We start from the raw sequence: 14718 nt of genomic DNA, 5'->3' as shown, positions 1-14718 counted from the left end.
AATATGGTTTCTGCATTGCAGCATTGCAAGCTTTTTCTTGCTGCAATGCAGAAAAACTGTGGTTTCAAAATGAAATCAGACGTTTGGATTGGCGACTACATATGTCCCGGGCGCCGGTGCAAGGCTTGGATGGGTCGAATCGCCTGCCTCCCGTGCGGGCACCTGTTTGCCCGATCGCTTCTTCAGCCAGGCCTCCCACATGGGCCACCAGGACCCTTCATGGAAATCCGCCTGTTTCAGCCAGGTGTCTGCATCTGATTTCAGATCGGGGTTTGTGTAATGGCCATACTTCTTCTTGCTGGGCGGGTTCACGATCCCTGCTATATGGCCGGATTCCGAGACAACAAAGGTCTTTGAGCGTGACCCCATCTTTTGCACACCGCGATAGCAGTCTTTCCAGGCGGCTATATGATCAGTTTCGCAGGTGATCGCCATCAAAGGGACATCCACATCGGCCAGCGTCAGCTTGTGCCCCAAAAGTTCGATCCCGTCCGAAGCAAATTCGTTGCGTTGGCACAGGCCGCGCAAATAATCGACCGCCATCTTCGCAGGCAAGTTCGCACCATCGCCATTCCAAAACAACAAATCAAAGGCCGGAGGCACTTCTCCCATCATATAGCTGCGGATGGCCGGGCCATACACCAGATCGCGCGAGCGCAGGAATGACATCGTCCGCCCCATAATCCACGAGCGCAGCACGCCCTCTTTTGTTACCTCTTCCTCGATCCCGTCGATGAAGTCATTTTGCAGAAACGGCGTGAATTCTCCCTGCTCCGAGAAATCCGTCAGTGCGGTGAAAAGCGTTGCCGATTTTATCGACTTGTCGCCTCGCTTTTTCATCAAGGATAATGTCAGGCTGAGAGTCGTGCCTGCAATGCAATAGCCAATCGCGTTGACCTGTTTGACCTTGCAGATATTCTTCGCGACATCAATTGCAGTCAGGAAACCATCCTGAATGTAGTCCTCCATCCCGGTTTCGGCATAGCTTTGATCCGGGTTGACCCAGCTGACAACGAACAGGGAATACCCCTGTTCCGTGATCCATTTGATCAGGCTATTCTGGGCCTTCAGGTCAAGGATATAGAACTTGTTGATCCATGGCGGGAACAACACAATGGGTGTTTCATGCACCGTTTCTGTTGCAGGCTTGTACTGGATCAACTCCATCATACGGTTGCGATAAATAACGTCGCCCGGGGTGGTCGCCAGATTGCCGCCAACCTCAAACGCGTTTTCGTCAGCCAGCTTGACCACAAGCTCGCCATCATTTGCTTCGAGGTCGGATACCAGATTCTCCAACCCGTCAATCAGCGATTGGCCTTCGGTTTCGACCGCCTTTTGCAACGCATCAGGATTTGTAGCCAGAAAATTGGTTGGCGCCATCATGTCGATGATCTGCTGCGAGAAATAGCTGAGGCGCCGCTTGTCCTTTGCGTCGAGATCATCAACCGAGGCGACCGCCTGAGTGATGGCCTGTGCGTTGGTCTGGTACTGCTGGCGGATCAGGCGGAAATAGGGGTTGGTGTCCCACATCGGGTTGGAAAACCGGCGGTCTGCAGGCGCGTCATGCGCCTCATCAACTTCACCTGTGGTCAGTGCTTGCTGCGCTTCGGCAAAGTTCAGAACCGACTTGCCCCAGTATTGAATCTGTTGCTCCAGCAGCTTGGCGGGGTTTTGCCACGCCTCAGCAAAATAGGCTGTTGCTGCTCGTGCGAAAAGCTCTTGATTCGGACCGTCCAGCGCAGAGGTATGAGGCTTTTTAGACGCCATAACTTCGACAAGCCGCTTGGACAGAGTTTCGACCTTCTCCATATTTTCTTTAAGCTTTTCAATATGCTCTTCAGTCGCTTCAGGCATTTGGTCTTCGCTTGTTGTCATTTTAACAATTCCCGCCTAGTCTCGCTGCTATGCAGAATAACGTCGTGGGTGTCGGGGGACAAAGCGGCGAATGGTCCGAACCGAACAGCCTTAGACTCTGGAGGCCGCTTCCATGCGCTACATGATGACCTACGACTTGATGGAGACCATGCGCAACACGAACCAATGGCTTGGTTCGACCGCCAGCGCGATGGCGTCCTATCCGTTGTTTTCGATGGTACCAAACCCGGCCTTCAGCTGGATGGCCGCCTGGGGTGAGGTGACCGAGCGCACCTTCCAGCGCATGGTCGTCAAACCCGACTGGGGTATTCATACGTTTACCTGCGAAGACGGCAAAGATCATCTTGTTGATGTTACCACGGTTCTGGAACGCCCCTTTGGCGATCTCGTCCATTTCAAGGTAAACGGACGAGAAAAGCAACCGCGCAAGGTTTTGCTGGTTGCGCCGATGTCGGGGCACTACGCGACATTGCTGCGCTCGACCGTCAAAAGCCTGCTTGTCAATTGCGAAGTTTACATCACCGACTGGCATAACGCGCGCGATATTCCTGTGTCTGCAGGCAAGTTCGATGTCGAGGACTACACCCTCTACCTTGTCGATTTCATGAAGGAGCTGGGGCCAGACACGCATGTTGTTGCTGTTTGTCAGCCCGCGCCTCTAACCTTGGCGGCAACCGCCTATCTGGCCGAGGTTGAACCCAAGGCACAACCCAGCACCCTGACCCTGATCGGCGGTCCGGTTGACCCCGATGCGACACCGACGGATGTCACGGATTTCGGCCGCCGCGTGACAATGGGCCAGCTGGAAGAAACCATGATCCAACGGGTTGGGTTCAAATACAAAGGTGTAGGCCGCATGGTCTATCCCGGCCTGCTGCAACTGGCCTCTTTCATGTCGATGAATGCCGAACGGCACTCTAAAGCGTTTTCAGACCAGATCCAGCGCGTGATCCGGGATGAGGCGTCCGATCATGATGCCCATAACAGGTTCTACGATGAGTATCTGGCCGTCATGGACATGACCGCCGAGTTCTACCTATCCACAGTAGAACGTATCTTCAAAGGGCGTGAGATTGCGCGCAACGAATTTGTTGTCGCAGGCCACAAAGTCGACATTAGTAAGATCACCGATGTCGCGGTCAAAACCGTTGAGGGGGCGAATGATGATATCTCGGCCCCCGGCCAATGCATTGCCGCGCTTGATCTGTGCACCGGCCTGTCGGACAGCAAAAAGGCCAGCCATGTTGAGCCGAATGCGGGCCATTACGGCATTTTCGCCGGCCGCAGCTGGCGCGATAATATTCGTCCGCTTGTGATTGATTTCATGAATGAAAACAGCCGCAAGCCGCTACGTCGGGCGGCGAACCGAAACAAAGTGGCCTAAGACGATGGGCGAGAGCGATCAATCCGGTCTCGCGTTCTCTTGCACCTGCGGTCAGGTTACAGGGCGCATCAAACCTCAGGGTCTTAAACACGGCTCGCATGCCGTGTGCTTTTGCGCCGATTGTCGTGCGGGGCAATTGTATTTCAAACAACCCGACCCTGCGCCCGGCCCAGTAGAAGTGTTTCAGATTGCCCCGGACGAGCTCATCTTTGACACAGGCAGTGAAAATCTGGCCGCGATAAAGCTGAGCCCCAACGGCATGCTGCGGTGGTATGCGAAATGCTGCAACGCACCGCTTGCGGCAACGCCAAACACGCCAAAGTTCCCATTTGTCGGGTTCATTGCGGCCCGTTTCAGCGACACGACGGCCCTTGGCCCCATCACAACGCGGGGCTACATCCCCACATCGGGTGGCAAACATAAGCACGAAGGCATTCGTGCGGCAATTGTCGCAATGCTCAAGCGTGTTGCCAAATCGCGCCTGTCTGGCAAGTGGAAGCAAACACCATTCTTTGACACCGCAACCGGTGAGCCGGTGGTCAGCCCCAAACTGATCGACAAATCCGAACGCGACGCGCTTTATCCATAGCTGGGTCTTGGGTTGAAGTTCAGCCAGTCTTGCATGGCTGCATTCAGCTCATCCGGGTTTTCCAATGTCGGAAGATGGCCTGCGCGTTCTATCATCTGCAATTGGGCTTCGGGGATCATCTCGGCCATAAACTCATGCTTGCGCGCAGGGATCAGTGTATCATGCGTTCCGCCAAGGATCAGACCCGGAACTTTGACCCGGCAAAGGATGCTCTGCTGATCCGGTCGCCGCTGCAAGGCCCGCATTTGACGCACAAATACTTCGGGGCCCAGATCGACGGCCATCGAGAGCAGCCGGTTCAAAATCGGGATACGTTGCGGCCCGGGGGCCAGCGCGTCCGATCCGATCACCTTGCGCATCACTTCTTCCAACCGCCCGGCTTGCGCACCAATGATTAATTCTTCGCGTGCAGCGGCCATCTGTGGCGTATCGGCCTGCGCATCGGTCGAAATCAGGCAGAGGCGTGACACCCGATCCGCCGCGCGCCTTATGATCTCAAGCGCGACAACACCGCCCAGACCTAGCCCCGCCAGGGCAAATCGATGCGGTAACTGATCGAGCAAGCCAGACGCGATCTCTTCGATCCGTTCGCCTGATGAAATTGGGGCAACCATCACAGCCCGATCGCGCGACAGCGCGTCGATCTGAGGATGAAACAATCGGGCGTCACACATAAAACCGGGTAGCAATACCAGCGGCTCGATCACGCGGGGCCTCCATCAGTTCGGGCTTCCGAACCCCTTCTTTTTCCCTCAGGATGAGAGTTTTTTCAGGCCCCGGCAAGCAGAAAACTCAAGGGGAGCGGCTACCCCGAAAAGCCGGGAAATCGGCATAACGGGCCTGTCTGGCCGTTTGGCTTTCGCCCGGCTCGGCCCCGGGGCGTAACAAACACCCGCGTGGCGCGATATAGCTGTCAATCCGGCGCACCGGCGCAGGTCGCCAGACAAGGTTAAAGGCACAGAGCTTGGGAAAGAACCAGATTTCTGAATAGTCCAGATGATCATGCATCCACCAGGCAAGATCACGCCAATCCCGGCCTTGCTCAAACTGATCCGCGAACCACGGGATCACAATCGACGCCCCTGCGATACGCGCATCTCCTACGCCTCGGTCCCAGATGTGACATTCCAAAGGGTTATCGTTGCGCGCGCAATTCAGCCGGTTTTCATTTCCAAACTGGTTCAGAGACGGCGAGCGATAGCCCGAGCGGACCGCAACGCGCCCGAATGTCTCCTCAAGCGGGTCCAGCAAAGTCTGGCAAAAGGCACGGCCAGTCTCGATCGCAAGATCAGGGTTTTCAGGGATGTTCTGGTGCTGGTGAAAATTCCCGATCTCGGAATACAGAAAATCCCGCATGAAAAAGTGCGGGGACAGACGCACGCGGCCAAGCGTTTCAAGGCTCCACATGCTGCCCGGTTTTCGCATTGTCTTGCTCCTAAGCGAAACGGCTACTCTACGCCCTGCGATTTCAACCATTCCAGAATACCGGTCACTGCTGCATCGGTCTGCCCCGGCGACATCAGGCGCCCTGCAACCACATGAGACATCGGATCATCCCCCTCGCCCATCGTGACCAGTTGAACCGCTGCATCAGCACCCCAGCCTAGAGCCACTTGGTGGGTACGATCTGGACGGACGACCTCATCATCGTCCGAAAACCAGAACAAGGCCGGCACCTGCGCGCCTTCGAAATCCAGTGCGTAGACTGTATCCACCAGCACAGTCATAGGCACGACAGCGACCCATGGGTAAACCGAAGACCAGTATTTGTTCTTCTCAGGGTCCGGGCCCGAGACGTCCCGCTCCTCTCCCATCAGCAGTGGCAGCCAGGACCGGGCCCATGGCAGGCCGGGAATGAAGGCGACCGGCGAGTTAACGCCAAAGTTTGGTGAGACAAAGACCATGCCGGCCACGTCGGTGCTGAGTTCGGGGTCAAGCGCGGCCGCTGCAACCAGCGTTCCCCCAGTCGAGGTTGATATGACAACAACCTTGTCACCCACGGCCCGTGCGGCGGCCAACCCTTCGGCCAGATCCTGCATCCAGCCCGAGGCTGTTGCCTCACCCATCGCGGCACCATCGCGCCCATGGCCTTGCAAGCGGGTATAAACCAGATTGGCGCCCAGCGCGTCCGCGACCCTGTCGGGAACTGGTCTGATTTCTTCGGAACTGGCTGAGAAGCCATGAACGTATAAAACCGAATAAGGTGTGCGTTGTTCTTCGTAGCCGTCCTGCCAGATCACACGCTTTTCGACACCGGGCACGATGTCATCAAAGGCGGATTCGGTGCTTTCAAAATAAACCTGCACCCCTTCGCCGAACTTGGCAGAGTCGAAGCGCGGATGAAGATCGACCTTTTCACGCGGGCCAAACCAGTAGACCAGACCGCCAACAACGATCAGCGCCAGTAGAAGCCGCCCCAGAAACCATCCAAATTTCCGCATCAGCCTTCTCCCATTACGTCCAGAATTGCGCGTTCGATCAATGACAGACACATGTCATCAGAGAATCTGTGGTCGGCATCTTTCACCAACAGCAGTCGCATATCAGGGCCTGAGGCATGATCCAGCAAGCGCACCGCCGTTTCAGTGGATACAGCGGTATCCGCAGTGCCCTGCAGAAAACGTGTTGGGAAAGGTAGATTCAGCGCTTCTCTCAGCACAAGATTCTGACGTCCGTCGTCAATCAGGCGCTTGGTGATGATGTAAGGTTCCATATAGTCGGACGGCAACTCAACCTGCCCCGCTGTTTCCAACGCTGCCTTCTGCGCCTCTGTAAATGACGCCCAATACCCATCTTCCGTAAAATCCGGAGCGGCGGCGATTGTGACCATCCCCGCTATACGATCTGGGAGGGTTTTGGCCAGCAACAAGGCCTGCCAGCCCCCCATGGACGAGCCCACAATGATCAATGGCCCCTGCGTCAGCGCGGACACTGCGGCAACTGTGTCTTCGTGCCAATCTCCGATGCTGCCTTCTGTGAATGCACCCGAACTTTCACCATGGCCGGAGTAATCAAACCGCAAGTATGCTTGCCCGCGCGCTTTGGCCCAAGCCTCTAGATGAACGGCTTTTGTGCCTTCTTTGTCCGACTTTAGACCTGACAGAAACACGAGGGTCGGGCCTTGGCCTTCGCTCAGATCATAAGCGATCCGCCGCCCCTGATCGGTTGTCAAAAAAGCGCTCATCTTGCCGCCCTTCATATTTTGATTTGTGACACCCTAGCCCGCGCGGGCTGGGAGTTTAAACCTGATTTCAGATTTTTTAGGTTACCATATTGTAACGTGACTATCGAATCACATATAAGACAAATATGGACATGCTATTCAAAGCTCTGAATGACCCCGCTCGCCGAGAGATTCTGGACCTGCTGCGACAGGAAGATGGTCAATCTCTGTCGCAGTTAGAGGCACATTTCGACATGACCCGCTTTGGCGTCATGAAGCATCTGAAACTACTGGAAGATGCTGGGCTGGTCCTGACCCGCAAACATGGGCGGTTCAAATATCACTATCTGAACCCCTTGCCCCTGCAGGACATGCTGGACCGTTGGGTCGCCCCTTTTCTTCAACCGCAAGCCAGCGCGGTCAATGCGCTGAAACTCAAATTGGAAACGGAGACTCGTATGGGAAAACCAGATTTTATGATGCAGACCTTTATTCGCTGCACCCAGGACGCGCTGTGGGATGCATTAACCAAGCCAGATCAGATGGCGGCCTATCACTTCCTGTGCAACGAAGTACGCGGAGAGGTCTCGCCTGGTGCAACAGTGCATTTCATTACCCCTGACGGCAATGAGATGCTGCGGCAGGTGACGCAAAAGCTGGACCCGAAAACCCGGATCGAGATGGGGTTTGAGCCTCTTTTCATGGGCCCTGACGCCCCGCAATCAACAATGGTTTATCTGATCGAACCACAAGGTGATGTCTGCAAGTTGACCATCGAACATTATGATCTTGCTGTTGGCCAGGAAGGCTTTGCCGAAGGTTGGGCGCGTCTGGCTGCCTCACTCAAGAGCTGGCTTGAGACCGGCGATGCCCTGAAGGAGAGCGCATAATGGCTGAGTTTCCAACTGAACTGGGCGTGCTCACGTGTCTGATGTTGCTCGCTGTTTCCATGTGGATTCCATACGTGGTTGGCGTTTCGACCGACCCCTCGGGCGAGGAGGCCTTTGCCCGACCTGCACAGATTCCAAACCTGCGCCCCTGGGTGCAAAGGGCACATCGCGCGCAGTTGAATCTGCTCGAACAGGGTATGCCGTTTGCTGTTTTGGTTCTGATCGTCAACACGTTGGACGGCTTTACGGCGTTGACCTATTGGGCTGCTATTGTGTTCTTCTGGGTGCGCGTCCTGCACGCTATCGGCATGATCACGGGCATAGCGCGCATGCCCCTGCGACCCATTCTGTTTGCCATTGGATGGGTGTGCTGCCTGATCATGGGTTACGCGGTTTTTGCCTCCGTCTGAATAATCCAACAGCGCACCACGCAATCCTATGGTTGCGTGGTGCTTTTCGCATTTGCCTTCAAAGCGGTTGACATCACGCCACGCCAATAGCACATAGCCGGAACACCATAACCCGCAACCGGGCGTTCAGTGGGCGCCAAACCGACGAGGAGAGCCAGACCATGGCCTTGGATTCAAAATCCGTCTCACTCACCTTCCCTGATGGCAATGCACGTTCCTATGACGCTGGCGTCACGCCCGCGCAGGTGGCGGCCGATATCTCGACTTCTTTGGCTAAGAAAGCGATCTCGGCCACCGTCGATGGTCAGCACTGGGATCTGCAATGGCCCATCGAAGCGGATGCACAGATCGCCATCCACACCATGAAGGATGAGGCACAAGCCAATGAGCTGATCCGCCACGATCTGGCCCATATCATGGCCCGCGCCGTGCAAGAGATCTGGCCCGACACCAAGGTCACCATCGGCCCCGTGATCGATAACGGCTGGTACTATGACTTCGACCGCGCCGAGCCCTTCACACCCGAAGACCTCGGCCTCATCGAAAAGAAGATGAAGGAAATCATCAATAAGCGCGACCCCGTGACCACCGAGGTCTGGGACCGTCAGCGCGCGATCGATTTCTACACCCAGAATAATGAGCCCTATAAGGTCGAGCTGATCGACTCCATCCCCGGGGATGAGCCGCTGCGCATGTACTGGCACGGCGACTGGCAGGACCTGTGCCGCGGCCCGCATTTGCAGCATACCGGTCAGGTGCCGGGTGACGCGTTCAAACTGATGTCCATCGCCGGTGCCTATTGGCGCGGCGACAGTTCACGCCAGATGCTACAGCGCATCTATGGCGCGGCCTTCACCGGCAAGGAAAAGCTGAAAGCTCACCTGCATATGTTGGAAGAGGCGGCAAAACGCGACCACCGCAAGCTGGGCCGCGAGATGGACTTGTTCCATATGCAGGAAGAGGCCCCCGGCCAGATTTTCTGGCATCCCAACGGCTGGACAATCTACACACAGCTACAGGATTATATGCGTCGTCAGCAGCGCAGCGGTGGTTATGTCGAGGTCAACACACCACAGGTCGTTGACCGCAAGCTTTGGGAAGCCTCAGGCCACTGGGACAAGTATCAGGAAAATATGTTCATCGTCGAAGTGGACGAGGAACATGCGCGTGAAAAGGCCGTCAACGCCCTGAAACCGATGAACTGCCCCTGCCATGTGCAGATTTTCAACCAGGGACTGAAGTCCTACCGCGATCTGCCCCTGCGCATGGCAGAATTCGGATCGTGCAACCGGTATGAACCGTCAGGTGCCCTGCATGGTATCATGCGCGTGCGCGGCTTCACGCAGGATGACGGTCACATCTTCTGCACCGAAGACCAGATCGAATCTGAAACCGCCGAGTTCATTCGCTTCCTGTCGCAGATTTACAAGGATCTTGGGTTCGAGAATTTCTCGGTCAAGTTCTCGGATCGTCCCGAAAAGCGGTCTGGCTCGGATGAAGTTTGGGACAAGGCCGAAGCCGCCCTGCTTAGCGCGACACGTGCCGCCGGGATCGAACCGGAACTCAACCCCGGTGAAGGTGCGTTTTATGGCCCAAAGCTAGAGTTTGTTCTGACCGACGCAATCGGTCGCGACTGGCAATGCGGTACACATCAGGTTGATTTCGTTCTGCCCGAGCGGCTGGACGCCACCTATATCGGCGCAGACGGAGGCAAACACCGCCCCGTTATGCTGCACCGCGCGACATTGGGATCGTTCGAACGCTTTATCGGCATCCTGATCGAAGAACACGCAGGCAAGCTGCCCTTCTGGCTGGCCCCGCGTCAGGTCACAGTCGCGTCGATCACCTCAGACGCGGATGACTATGTGATGGAGGTCGTCGAAGCGCTGAGAGCTGCGGGTGTGCGGGCCGAATCCGATATCCGCAATGAAAAGATCAACTACAAGGTCCGCGAACATTCGCTGGCCAAAGTACCGGTGATCCTGGCCGTTGGTCATCGTGAGGTCGAAGACCGCACCGTCAGCGTGCGACGCCTTGGCGAAAAACAAACGCAGGTTCAGCCGCTTGAGGCTGTAACAAATGAGCTGTCACAGGCAGCGACCCCACCCGACCTGCTGTAACATTCGGCACCATATCGCCGGAAATCCGACCCCGGAACTGGGGTCGGATTGAAACACTCTATCCTTTTCCCTTCAAAAACAGTAGATTACCTTACAAGGGCGCACCCCGCGCCCTGACGCGCTTGTGAGACACGGGCTCGTGAATTTAACAATAGCCAACTTGCCCTTACCTTTGTCATTGTCACAAGCAGACATACCCAGTCATCAAGAGGATTTCCGAGATGTCGAACACAGCAAAGTCCCTGGTTATCGCAACCGCAGTCGCAGCCGCCGTATCGGGCGCAGCAACCACAGCAACCGCCCAAGCCAAAGAAAAGTGCTATGGCGTTTCGCTGGCCGGTCAGAACGATTGTGCAGCAGGCCCCGGCACCACATGTGCGGGCACCTCAACCGTTGATTATCAGGGCAACGCCTGGACCCTGGTTGACGCTGGCACCTGCGGCGATATCGAACTGCCTGCAGAGGCAGACGGCACACCGCGCAAAGGTTCGCTGGAAGAGCTGAAGCGCGACCTGCCTGCATAAGCGTCGAGCAAACAACTTCAAGGGGGCGGGCACCTTCGCCCGCCCTTTCCTTTGATCAGAAGGAGCGTGCAAATGCTGGATGATGCCCTCAGATCCAATCGTCTGCCCGCAGCGCCGGGTGTTGGCTACAAACCACAGCATTTTGCCCAAATACTGGAGCACGCCCAACCCGTCGCCTGGCTTGAAGTTCATGCCGAAAACTACATGGGGGATGGGGGCCGCCCATTGGCGCAACTGCGCCATCTGTCTGAACAGTTTCCAATCTCGGTCCACGGTGTTGGCCTGTCCATCGGCGGCGAAGGCGCGCTGGACCCAGATCACCTGACGCGGCTGAAACACCTTGTCGGCTGGCTGAATCCCGCCAGTTTCTCGGAACATCTGGCCTGGTCAACCCATGACAGCCATTTCTTCAACGACCTGCTGCCCCTGCCCTATACGGATGCAACACTGGCACGGGTTTGCGCACATATTGATCAGGTGCAAGAGACAGTCGGTCGTCAGATGCTACTTGAGAATCCCTCCAGCTATCTGGCGTTCGAAGAAAGCACATGGTCGGAACCCGATTTCCTGCGCGAGATCGCCAAGCGTACAGGCTGTGGCCTGTTGCTGGACGTGAACAACGTCTTTGTCTCGGCCACCAATCTGGATTTCTCACCCCAGGGTTACATCGACGCTTATCCACTAGATCAAGTGGGCGAAATTCACCTTGGCGGGCATGATGAGGATGAAGATGACCATGGCCATCCCCTGCTGATCGACAGCCATGGGCGCGAGGTTGTGGACCCGGTTTGGGCGCTGCTGGACTATGTGCTGGAACGGTCAGGGCCCAAGCCCGTGTTGGTTGAATGGGATACAGATGTCCCCGATTGGCCCGTTCTGCGCGCCGAAGCGGAACGCGCGCAATCCGCATTGGAACGAGTCCCCGCATGAGCGTTACCCAAACGGAATTTCATGCGGCCCTGCTGGATGCCAAAGCGCCAATTCCGGACGGATTAACGGATGCGGACGATCAACCTGCGGGCCGCCGGTTCAGCGTCTATCGCAATAATGTCGCAGTTTCTCTGACCGAGGCGATGCATCAGGCATTTCCTGTCATCACCAAGCTGCTGGGCACCAAAAACATGGACGGGCTGTCCGGCATCTTTCTGCGACAGCACCCCCCAACCTCGCCCTTGATGATGTTTTACGGTGAGGCGTTTCCCGACTTTCTGGCCAACATGCCACAACTGTCTCATCTGGCCTACCTGCCGGATGTAGCCCGACTGGAATTGGCGCTGCGCCAGTCCTACCACGCCGCAGACAGCCGACCTGCCCCGGCAGATGCACTGGCCGTTTCGCCCGAAGAAATCATGCGCGCCCGGTTGGAATTCGCGCCTTCAATGCAGGTCATCCGGTCGGATTGGCCCATTCATGCGATCTGGCGTTTCAACACTGAGGCTGACGCGCCCAAGCCCTCAACCGGGGTCGAGGATGTGCTGATCACCCGCCCTGAATACGATCCTGCCCCTCACCTGCTGCCACAGGGCGGCGCGGATTGGATCGCCTACTTACAATCTGGGGACACCATCGGCGAAGCCTTCGAAAGAGCCGCCGCTGACACTCTGGACTTTGATCTTGGACCCACACTGGCGTTGCTGTTGCAAGGCGCTGCCATAACTTCTGTGATTATCGAAAGGCTGGAAACATGACTGCCCTGATCTCAATCCACAACAACGTTCTGGGTAAGGCGGACCATGCGTCTGGCTGGCTCACACCCACGCTTGCGCGGCTGGTCTTTATCGCGGTGCTGCTGGTCTACTATTGGAATTCGGCCATGCTAAAGATCGATGGGTCAATCTTTTCACCGTCCAGCGGAGCATTTGGACAAATATTCCCCAAAGCGGCCGAGGCTGTTTTGTGGGACGTCACGCAGATGACCTTGTTTCAGCGTATCGTGGTTTTCCTTGGCACCGTGGCCGAGTTTGTTCTGCCCGCCTTGTTGCTGGTCGGCCTGCTCACGCGTCTGGCTGCTCTGGGCATGATCGGCTTTGTCTGGGTTCAGACTCTGGTCGATGTAACAGGCCATGGCGTGAAACTGGGCAGTCTGTTCAACGCGGCCCCGGACATTCTGGACCAGCGAGTTTTGTGGACCTTCCTGTTCCTGGTGATCGTGCTCAATGGCGCGGGCCCCCTGTCTCTGGATCGCCTGTTGAAGCTGAAATGAGCTAGAAATGCGCCTTGGGTTCGTCCGGTTTTCCAGCGGCGAGCCCAAGCACCCCGGCAACGCCCGCAAACGCAATCGGGAACATGGTGAAGACACCAAACCCAAACGCGTAGTACATCCCCGCCGCAGACACCAACAGCAAGACACCCGCGACCAGAGCACGCGCATGGGCCATCGCGCCCCCTGCGATCGCCAGCAATGGCGCAACGATCGAGGCCGTTTGAATCAAACCGGGGTTATCGACCTGCTCGGCGATGCCATCAATATCCCCGAAATGCTTGATCGCCTCGACATACCCATACCCAAAGAACCCAACAATCATCCCGATCAAACCGGCGATGACACCTAAAATCATTGCGGCGTTTCGCATAAACTATCCTCGCAGTTGCGTCAGATCAGATAAGCATCCGATCAGGCGACGCCAAGCGTTGACCGCGTTTCAGCTGTCCAACCCAACGTCAACGAGCCATCTTTTTCAATCAGTGGACGTTTCATCAGGGTCGGATGTTCTTTCAACAACTCCATTGCGGGGCGAGACCGCTGCGCATCCTCCAAACCACGCCAGGTTGTCGAACGGGTGTTGAGCAAAGCCTCGCCGAACGTGGCAAGAGCCTGCGACAGCAGATTTTCCGGAACGCCATCTGCGCGCACATCCACAAACTCAGCATTAGGAAGCGATTTCAAGGCCTTGCGGCACGTGTCACAATTTTTTAGCCCATAAAGACGCATGTTTGTCCTGCTTCGGTGATTGTTTCAATTTTAGGCGAACCAGCCGGTTTCCAGCGGTTATTCTTGATTTTTTACTTCACCGTGCAATGTTGAAAAAGGTGAAACATGCAAAATCGGCTGTCGTCAGCATTGGAAACAGCCTGTTATTGCGGTTCTGCCAACCACGGCCCCACCAATTTGTGGGACAATGCGAAAGTAGAAGGAGACACGGGAGATGCCAACTGGCACCGTGAAATGGTTCAATACCACCAAAGGCTATGGGTTTATTGCCCCTGACGAAGGGGGCAAAGATGTGTTTGTGCATATCTCGGCCGTAGAACGGTCCGGACTGACCGGACTCGCAGACAATCAGAAAGTCTCGTATGAGTTGCAGGACGGACGTGACGGCCGCCAGATGGCAGCTGATTTGAAACCGTTGTAACGACGCCCCCGCCCCGCGCGGGGTTTTCCAATTAAGGATGACGGCCAATTTCCGGCCGTCACCCGCCCCCTATCTGGCAACTGCCCTATCCCCGTGCTGGCTTATCCTCAGCATGCGAATACCAGTCTTGTCCCATCGCAACGATGCAGGATGTGCCGGTGGCATAGGTCACAACCATGGTCCAGTCGCCCCGATCACTACTCCAGACCTCCATGATCTGTTCAGGCCCGCGCATGCCCGTTGCAATACGGGCAGAGCGAAATTGAGCCTGCAACTTGTCATGCAATCTTTGCGTTGGTTCACACAGAACCTCGGCAATTGGGTTTTTGGCAACAGCCGGTCCGGCCAGCGCCGACACCAGACCAAGTACGGAAAAAAACGAAGCATAGGTCATGGAACCAAAGTAA

Annotated in this window: 18 protein-coding genes; 10 read left to right on the top strand and 8 right to left on the bottom strand. The window is 56.2% G+C overall.

The window, feature by feature from the left end; translation table 11 throughout:
• Positions 1-75 precede the first annotated feature (75 nt).
• Complete coding sequence (locus tag AC2FGE_RS00800; protein WP_496817308.1) at positions 76-1878, bottom strand: PHA/PHB synthase family protein; 1803 nt, start codon at positions 1876-1878, stop codon at positions 76-78.
• Positions 1879-1990: 112 nt separating this feature from the next.
• Between AC2FGE_RS00800 and phaZ the strand changes: the two genes are divergently transcribed.
• Entirely contained in the window at positions 1991-3262 is a 1272-nt protein-coding gene (gene phaZ, locus AC2FGE_RS00795; RefSeq protein WP_496817307.1) for a polyhydroxyalkanoate depolymerase, read from the top strand.
• Positions 3207-3851: a DUF6151 family protein gene (locus tag AC2FGE_RS00790; RefSeq protein ID WP_496817306.1), complete on the top strand. Its 645-nt coding sequence runs from the start codon at positions 3207-3209 to the stop codon at positions 3849-3851. Before phaZ ends, AC2FGE_RS00790 begins: the two co-directional genes overlap by 56 nt.
• Here AC2FGE_RS00790 and AC2FGE_RS00785 read toward each other — a convergent pair.
• The 4 genes from AC2FGE_RS00785 to AC2FGE_RS00770 form a co-directional block, all read right to left on the bottom strand.
• Entirely contained in the window at positions 3842-4558 is a 717-nt protein-coding gene (locus tag AC2FGE_RS00785; RefSeq protein WP_496817305.1) for an alpha/beta fold hydrolase, read from the bottom strand. The genes AC2FGE_RS00790 and AC2FGE_RS00785 overlap by 10 nt on opposite strands.
• 85 nt (positions 4559-4643) lie before the next feature.
• On the bottom strand, positions 4644-5258 hold the full coding sequence (locus AC2FGE_RS00780; protein WP_496817716.1) for a hypothetical protein: 615 nt from the start codon (positions 5256-5258) through the stop codon (positions 4644-4646).
• A gap of 41 nt (positions 5259-5299) precedes the next feature.
• Entirely contained in the window at positions 5300-6292 is a 993-nt protein-coding gene (locus AC2FGE_RS00775) for an alpha/beta hydrolase (RefSeq protein ID WP_496817304.1), read from the bottom strand.
• Entirely contained in the window at positions 6292-7035 is a 744-nt protein-coding gene (locus tag AC2FGE_RS00770) for an alpha/beta hydrolase (protein WP_496817303.1), read from the bottom strand. Before AC2FGE_RS00770 ends, AC2FGE_RS00775 begins: the two co-directional genes overlap by 1 nt.
• Positions 7036-7166: 131 nt before the next feature.
• Between AC2FGE_RS00770 and AC2FGE_RS00765 the strand changes: the two genes are divergently transcribed.
• The 7 genes from AC2FGE_RS00765 (at position 7167) to AC2FGE_RS00735 (ending at position 13161) form a co-directional block, all read left to right on the top strand.
• Complete coding sequence (locus tag AC2FGE_RS00765; RefSeq protein ID WP_496817302.1) at positions 7167-7904, top strand: metalloregulator ArsR/SmtB family transcription factor; 738 nt, start codon at positions 7167-7169, stop codon at positions 7902-7904.
• Positions 7904-8314: an MAPEG family protein gene (locus AC2FGE_RS00760; RefSeq protein ID WP_496817301.1), complete on the top strand. Its 411-nt coding sequence runs from the start codon at positions 7904-7906 to the stop codon at positions 8312-8314. The genes AC2FGE_RS00765 and AC2FGE_RS00760 overlap by 1 nt, the downstream gene beginning before the upstream one ends.
• A gap of 161 nt (positions 8315-8475) precedes the next feature.
• Positions 8476-10434 carry a threonine--tRNA ligase gene (gene thrS, locus AC2FGE_RS00755; protein WP_496817300.1) on the top strand — a complete coding sequence of 653 codons (1959 nt, stop codon included), beginning with the start codon at positions 8476-8478 and terminating at the stop codon, positions 10432-10434.
• 221 nt (positions 10435-10655) lie between these two features.
• Positions 10656-10958, top strand: a complete 303-nt coding sequence (locus tag AC2FGE_RS00750) for a BufA1 family periplasmic bufferin-type metallophore (protein WP_170530749.1) — start codon at positions 10656-10658, stop codon at positions 10956-10958.
• A gap of 72 nt (positions 10959-11030) precedes the next feature.
• Positions 11031-11888 carry an MNIO family bufferin maturase gene (gene bufB, locus AC2FGE_RS00745; RefSeq protein ID WP_496817299.1) on the top strand — a complete coding sequence of 286 codons (858 nt, stop codon included), beginning with the start codon at positions 11031-11033 and terminating at the stop codon, positions 11886-11888.
• Complete coding sequence (locus tag AC2FGE_RS00740; RefSeq protein ID WP_496817298.1) at positions 11885-12646, top strand: HvfC/BufC family peptide modification chaperone; 762 nt, start codon at positions 11885-11887, stop codon at positions 12644-12646. The genes bufB and AC2FGE_RS00740 overlap by 4 nt, the downstream gene beginning before the upstream one ends.
• Complete coding sequence (locus AC2FGE_RS00735; RefSeq protein WP_496817297.1) at positions 12643-13161, top strand: hypothetical protein; 519 nt, start codon at positions 12643-12645, stop codon at positions 13159-13161. The genes AC2FGE_RS00740 and AC2FGE_RS00735 overlap by 4 nt, the downstream gene beginning before the upstream one ends.
• A gap of 1 nt (position 13162) precedes the next feature.
• On the opposite strand, the gene AC2FGE_RS00730 is transcribed toward AC2FGE_RS00735, so the two are convergent.
• Together AC2FGE_RS00730 and AC2FGE_RS00725 are read right to left on the bottom strand one after the other, a co-directional pair.
• Complete coding sequence (locus AC2FGE_RS00730; RefSeq protein WP_496817296.1) at positions 13163-13531, bottom strand: hypothetical protein; 369 nt, start codon at positions 13529-13531, stop codon at positions 13163-13165.
• Positions 13532-13572: 41 nt separating this feature from the next.
• On the bottom strand, positions 13573-13890 hold the full coding sequence (locus AC2FGE_RS00725; RefSeq protein ID WP_353006252.1) for an ArsC/Spx/MgsR family protein: 318 nt from the start codon (positions 13888-13890) through the stop codon (positions 13573-13575).
• Positions 13891-14104: 214 nt separating this feature from the next.
• Here AC2FGE_RS00725 and AC2FGE_RS00720 point away from each other — a divergent pair, with 214 nt between their 5' ends.
• The gene (locus AC2FGE_RS00720) at positions 14105-14311 is read left to right on the top strand and encodes a cold-shock protein (RefSeq protein WP_008758035.1); all 207 of its coding nucleotides are present in this window, start codon (positions 14105-14107) and stop codon (positions 14309-14311) included.
• A gap of 85 nt (positions 14312-14396) precedes the next feature.
• On the opposite strand, the gene AC2FGE_RS00715 is transcribed toward AC2FGE_RS00720, so the two are convergent.
• The gene (locus AC2FGE_RS00715) at positions 14397-14705 is read right to left on the bottom strand and encodes a hypothetical protein (RefSeq protein ID WP_480546639.1); all 309 of its coding nucleotides are present in this window, start codon (positions 14703-14705) and stop codon (positions 14397-14399) included.
• Between the last annotated feature and the right edge of the window lie 13 nt (positions 14706-14718).

The organism is Ruegeria sp. YTSA075 (assembly GCF_059610245.1).
The sequence above is the reverse complement of the archived record's forward strand: the minus strand, read 5'-3'. Positions and strand labels throughout refer to the sequence as shown.

Excerpts from the sequence above, each read along its gene's own strand:
- AC2FGE_RS00730 (WP_496817296.1), bottom strand. The coding sequence starts at position 13,531 with ATGCGAAACGCCGCAATGATTTTAGGTGTCATCGCCGGTTTGATCGGG.
- thrS (WP_496817300.1), top strand. The coding sequence starts at position 8,476 with ATGGCCTTGGATTCAAAATCCGTCTCACTCACCTTCCCTGATGGCAAT.
- AC2FGE_RS00780 (WP_496817716.1), bottom strand. The coding sequence starts at position 5,258 with ATGTGGAGCCTTGAAACGCTTGGCCGCGTGCGTCTGTCCCCGCACTTT.
- AC2FGE_RS00775 (WP_496817304.1), bottom strand. The coding sequence starts at position 6,292 with ATGCGGAAATTTGGATGGTTTCTGGGGCGGCTTCTACTGGCGCTGATC.
- AC2FGE_RS00770 (WP_496817303.1), bottom strand. The coding sequence starts at position 7,035 with ATGAGCGCTTTTTTGACAACCGATCAGGGGCGGCGGATCGCTTATGAT.
- AC2FGE_RS00740 (WP_496817298.1), top strand. The coding sequence starts at position 11,885 with ATGAGCGTTACCCAAACGGAATTTCATGCGGCCCTGCTGGATGCCAAA.
- AC2FGE_RS00750 (WP_170530749.1), top strand. The coding sequence starts at position 10,656 with ATGTCGAACACAGCAAAGTCCCTGGTTATCGCAACCGCAGTCGCAGCC.
- AC2FGE_RS00760 (WP_496817301.1), top strand. The coding sequence starts at position 7,904 with ATGGCTGAGTTTCCAACTGAACTGGGCGTGCTCACGTGTCTGATGTTG.
- AC2FGE_RS00800 (WP_496817308.1), bottom strand. The coding sequence starts at position 1,878 with ATGACAACAAGCGAAGACCAAATGCCTGAAGCGACTGAAGAGCATATT.
- AC2FGE_RS00765 (WP_496817302.1), top strand. The coding sequence starts at position 7,167 with ATGCTATTCAAAGCTCTGAATGACCCCGCTCGCCGAGAGATTCTGGAC.
- AC2FGE_RS00790 (WP_496817306.1), top strand. The coding sequence starts at position 3,207 with ATGAAAACAGCCGCAAGCCGCTACGTCGGGCGGCGAACCGAAACAAAG.
- AC2FGE_RS00735 (WP_496817297.1), top strand. The coding sequence starts at position 12,643 with ATGACTGCCCTGATCTCAATCCACAACAACGTTCTGGGTAAGGCGGAC.
- bufB (WP_496817299.1), top strand. The coding sequence starts at position 11,031 with ATGCTGGATGATGCCCTCAGATCCAATCGTCTGCCCGCAGCGCCGGGT.
- AC2FGE_RS00720 (WP_008758035.1), top strand. The coding sequence starts at position 14,105 with ATGCCAACTGGCACCGTGAAATGGTTCAATACCACCAAAGGCTATGGG.
- phaZ (WP_496817307.1), top strand. The coding sequence starts at position 1,991 with ATGCGCTACATGATGACCTACGACTTGATGGAGACCATGCGCAACACG.
- AC2FGE_RS00715 (WP_480546639.1), bottom strand. The coding sequence starts at position 14,705 with ATGACCTATGCTTCGTTTTTTTCCGTACTTGGTCTGGTGTCGGCGCTG.
- AC2FGE_RS00725 (WP_353006252.1), bottom strand. The coding sequence starts at position 13,890 with ATGCGTCTTTATGGGCTAAAAAATTGTGACACGTGCCGCAAGGCCTTG.